Source organism: Aquisalimonas sp. (assembly GCF_007120195.1).
Taxonomy (GTDB): domain Bacteria; phylum Pseudomonadota; class Gammaproteobacteria; order Nitrococcales; family Aquisalimonadaceae; genus Aquisalimonas.
On record NZ_SKOG01000167.1, the window covers coordinates 1 to 4129 of the forward strand.

General features: G+C 61.8%; 4 protein-coding genes. 1 reads left to right on the top strand and 3 read right to left on the bottom strand.

The features are described 5' to 3' along the window. Positions 1–838 (top strand): AMP-binding protein (locus QZT63_RS12540; RefSeq protein ID WP_290651667.1); only part of this gene is annotated, 838 nt, incomplete at its 5' end. Between the two features lie 122 nt (positions 839–960). On the opposite strand, the gene QZT63_RS12545 is transcribed toward QZT63_RS12540, so the two are convergent. From QZT63_RS12545 to QZT63_RS12555, 3 genes are all read right to left on the bottom strand, one after another. Further along, on the bottom strand, positions 961–1722 hold the full coding sequence (locus QZT63_RS12545; protein WP_290651669.1) for an ATP-binding protein: 762 nt from the start codon (positions 1720–1722) through the stop codon (positions 961–963). A gap of 175 nt (positions 1723–1897) precedes the next feature. Continuing rightward, a complete protein-coding gene (locus tag QZT63_RS12550) occupies positions 1898–2956 on the bottom strand; it encodes a sensor domain-containing diguanylate cyclase (RefSeq protein ID WP_290651671.1) in 1059 nt (352 codons plus the stop codon). Positions 2957–3391: 435 nt separating this feature from the next. Beyond that, positions 3392–3976, bottom strand: coding sequence for an exopolysaccharide biosynthesis protein (locus QZT63_RS12555; RefSeq protein ID WP_290651672.1), 585 nt, complete (start codon positions 3974–3976; stop codon positions 3392–3394). Between the last annotated feature and the right edge of the window lie 153 nt (positions 3977–4129).

Sequence of the window (4129 nt, forward strand, 5' to 3'; positions counted from 1 at the left end):
GGAGCGCGTTGAATGCCTGTTCACGACCCCGACGGAATTGCGCATGCTCCAACTTGCCGGCAACGAGCCGGCCGCACGCTACGACCTCAGCACGCTCGATCGTGTCTTCAGTACCGGCGAGCCACTCGACCCGGCTCTACACCGTTGGGTCCGGGAGACTCTGGGCACGCCTCCCCGAGATGCGTGGTCGCAGTCCGAGACAGGCGTGGCCATGATCGCCCAATACGGCGACGATCCAGTGACGCCCGGGTGCATGGGGCGGCCCACCCCCGGTATCGAGATGGCACTCGTCACACGCAGTGATGATGGCGTGGCGCCCGTCGGCGACGGCGAGGTGGGCCAGATCGCCCTGCGCGCTGGCTGGCCCTCCATGTTTCGCGCCTACCTGGGCGATCCGGCTCGCTACCGGGCACGTTTCAGCGGTGACTGGTACCTCTCTGGAGACACGGCCCAACGCGATGAAGCGGGGGAGTTGCACTTTGTGGGCCGCCTGGACGACATCATCAAGACGCACGGGTACATGGTCGGTCCAGCGGAGGTGGAAGCTGTGCTCAACCGCCACCCGGCAATCGCCGAGAGCGCAGTGGCCGGCATCCCTCACGCCGTCGCGGGCACCGTGGTGGTGGCCTGGGTTGTGCTCCGGGAAGAACCCCGCGATCCGGAGCGCCTCCAGCGGAAGCTGCTGGCATTCGCCCGCGAGGCCCTTGGTACGGCGGTGCCACCGCGGCACATCCTGTTCGTATCCAGCTTGCCCAAGACGCCTTGCGGCAAGCTGCTCCGACGCCAGCTCGTCGCCACCATGGAGCCTCTGCAAGAGGATCAGTTCAACGGGGCATGAACCAGCCAACGGCGGCCGTAGCGAAGAGAGCCTATACGAACGGCTTCCCCTGTGGACGGCTCCCACCACTTTTGATCGCTGGTTCGTGAGCAATACACAGGACACTAGTGTCCTGTCCCAGGTTAATCGCCCGTGGCGAGGGGAAGGCTGATGACGAACTCTGCACCGAGCGGACCGTTAGCGGCGCTAATCGACCCCCCCAGGCTGCGATCCACCAACAGCTTCGCCAAGCGTAGACCGATACCGGTCCCGGCTGCCTTGGTGGTGAAGTAGGGTTCAAACAGGTGGGGTAACACCGCGTCCGGAATGCCGCCGGCGTTGTCGCTGACGGTGATCCGGACTTGTTGCTCCGCCCGGCAGGCCTCAATGGACACCTGACGATCGTGGGCACCGCTGGGAAATGCCTCAGCGACGTTCTGCAGCAAGCTAAGGAGCACTTGCGATAGCTCATTGCGGAAGCCGCGCACCGACAGATCGGGGGCCACAGCAAGATTCACCCGGACCCCGGCCCGAACCAGTGCCGGCTCGATGAGGTTGACGGCCATGCGTGTGGCCTCGGCGACCTGGAAGAGTCCGGGCTCGCTCTGCGGATAGAGGAAGCGGGTGAAGTCCTCCACGGTTTGGTCGAGTTGGCCGATGATCCCCTGGGCACGCCCCACCAGGTCGTCCACAGTGGCCCCCTCCAGTTCGCCGCTGTGGTAGCGGACCTGGAGCTCCTCAAGCATGATGCTGAGGCTGGTCAGTGGCTGACGCCACTGGTGCCCGATGATGCCCACCATCTCGCCCAGGGCCACGTGACGTGCCTCCTGGGCGGTATGGTGCAGCGAGTCCTCGGCATTCGAGGTGACAGGGGTGCTCGCCGAGCGCCGGTGGTGATCTGACATACTGTAGTGTATCCCGTGTGGTGCCCCGGCTCTGGCATGGACCGAGTCTCTGGCCGCCGACTGTCCCGGCCGCCTCCCTACACCTGTCCGCAAGGCGCTACCCCGGTAATCATCGGGCGCATTGACAGGCGGGTCAAGGCGACCGACCACGCCACCGACGCCGCGCCCAAGCCGCCTAACAGTCTTGAGGCTCTGCGGCCCTGCACCCTGTGGTGACACTAAATCGCCTGGCAACGACACGATCCCGGCCCTGGTGTTTCGCTGCATACAGCGCCTCGTCACTGCATAGAATGAAATCCCTGAAGCCGCTGCCATCCTTAGGCAGTGACTCCGTGGCGGCAAGACCGATACTCAGGGACACGATTTTTGACGGCGAGTGCGTGTGCGAGATGGCCATGGCCCGGATGGCGCGGTGAAGGCGCATCGCAACCGCATAGGCTTGCTTGTGGTCGGTAACCGTCAGCAGCACTGCAAACTCCTCTCCCCCTATGCGAAAAGGGATATCCCCGGAGCGTTTGCATTCAGTCTTCACTGTTTCGGCGATTTTGCGCAGGCACTGGTCACCTGCATTGTGACCATAGGTGTCGTTGTAGGATTTGAAATTATCAATGTCGATGGTCAGCAGCGCTACCGGTAGCCGCAGACGGCAGGCGCGGCGCCACTCCCGGTCGATGACGTCGTCAAAGTGCCTGCGGTTATAGAGCCCGGTCAAGTGATCAAGCATCGACAGGGTCAACAGCTCGATCAGGGCCTCAAGAATGCCGCGCAGATCCAACAGCGCCTGTCGCATGCCCGACGTCAACCGCCTTGGACGGTTGTCCAGTGCGCAAAGGCTCCCGATCTTGTGACCGCTCGGCGTACGCACCGGAGCCCCAGCGTAGAAAGCGATATTGGTCTCCCCCGTGACGAGCGGGTTGTCCTTGAAGCCCTTATGCCGGCGGGCATTAGAGACGATGAAGATATCATCTTGCAGTATCGTGTAACCGCAAAACGACCCCTCGCGGGGAGTCTCTTCGATGTCGATCCCCTGTGCCCAGCGGAAGCACTGCCGGTCGCGGTCCACAACGGAAAAGGCGCTAATCGGCACATGAAGTTGTGTCGCCACCAAGTGGGTGACCCGCTCGAACGCGCTATCAATACCGGTATCTGTCAGGAGGAGTAACTCGTCGACGGCGGACTGGCGACGGGCTTCATACGATGCTGTGTCTGGCTGAGTCGCGGATTTGCGTTTCAAGGTGCCTATCTCCTTATGGCGTCACAATTCATCCTTGAGCCTCTGTCTAACCTCCAAGCAAACAGCGTGCCACAACACTTTTTTCATATATATCCGTCACATGAAAACGTCACGCCCTCATTCCTAACACAAGCTGTAAGATTTATCGGCAGGGCTGCCGCGGTTCGCTTCCGGCCCGCTCGCAACGCCACGAGCAACGAACAAGACCAGTCGGTCGCTCGGGCAAGCAGGACGCAGACCGACGTCACAGTGACCGTGACCCGAAGCAGGCGGAGTATCCCGTTTGCCATTCTTTATATGGTCCAGCGACGCAAGTCCATGTCCGCACTGGGCAACTGAGCGCAGCGGGGGCTTGCATGAACGATAAGAAGGCAGATGCAGGCAGGGGGTTGAAAACTCACAGGGGGACCTGTGAGGTCTGGGCCGACCCGCTCGTCAGAGCAGCACGGTCAGCAGAAAATACAAACTGGCCGCCGTCAGGGCAAACCCAAGCAATACCAGCACCCCATCATCAGTGGTCAGCCCCAGCCCAAATGCGCTAATACCCGCAGCCGTGACCACATTGGCGAGAGGAATGGCCTCCAGCGGCGGCATCATGACCGCGAGCAGGGCGCAGGCACCGGCAATGACATAGTTAAACGGTCGCCGTGTCAGTCGGAGCAGGCGCGGCTTGATGAACGTGTCGACGAAACGGGCAATTGGCGCGAGAAACCTGCGCGCCTTGGTAAGTCGCTCGCGGCTGATTCGCCGACGCAGGATAAATTCTGGAACCCAGAAACACTGGTGCCCCAATAACACTTGTCCAGTGATGAGAAGCACAACAATTGCGCCAATCGTCGGCACACCGGGAACCCCGCTAAGCGGCGACAGCACCAAGAGTCCCGGGACCAGCAGGATTGGACCAAATGAACGCTGCCCGACAGACTCCAGAATCTGCCGTCCTTCCACCTCCTGCTCGTCTGCCCCCCCCTTGGTGATATCGTCAACAATATCTCCCAGGGTTCTTGCACCCTCTTTCATGCCTCACATCACTCCTTGGGGTTCATGAGCCTCTAGTGTCCTGTCCCGTAAATAAGTTGCGAAAATTGGCGTGGATCCTGACGGTTCCTGGCAAGGCGCGCCGACGAGGCGTAGCGGGGACTACGGCGAGGAGGCGCAACGCCGCCAGGGGCC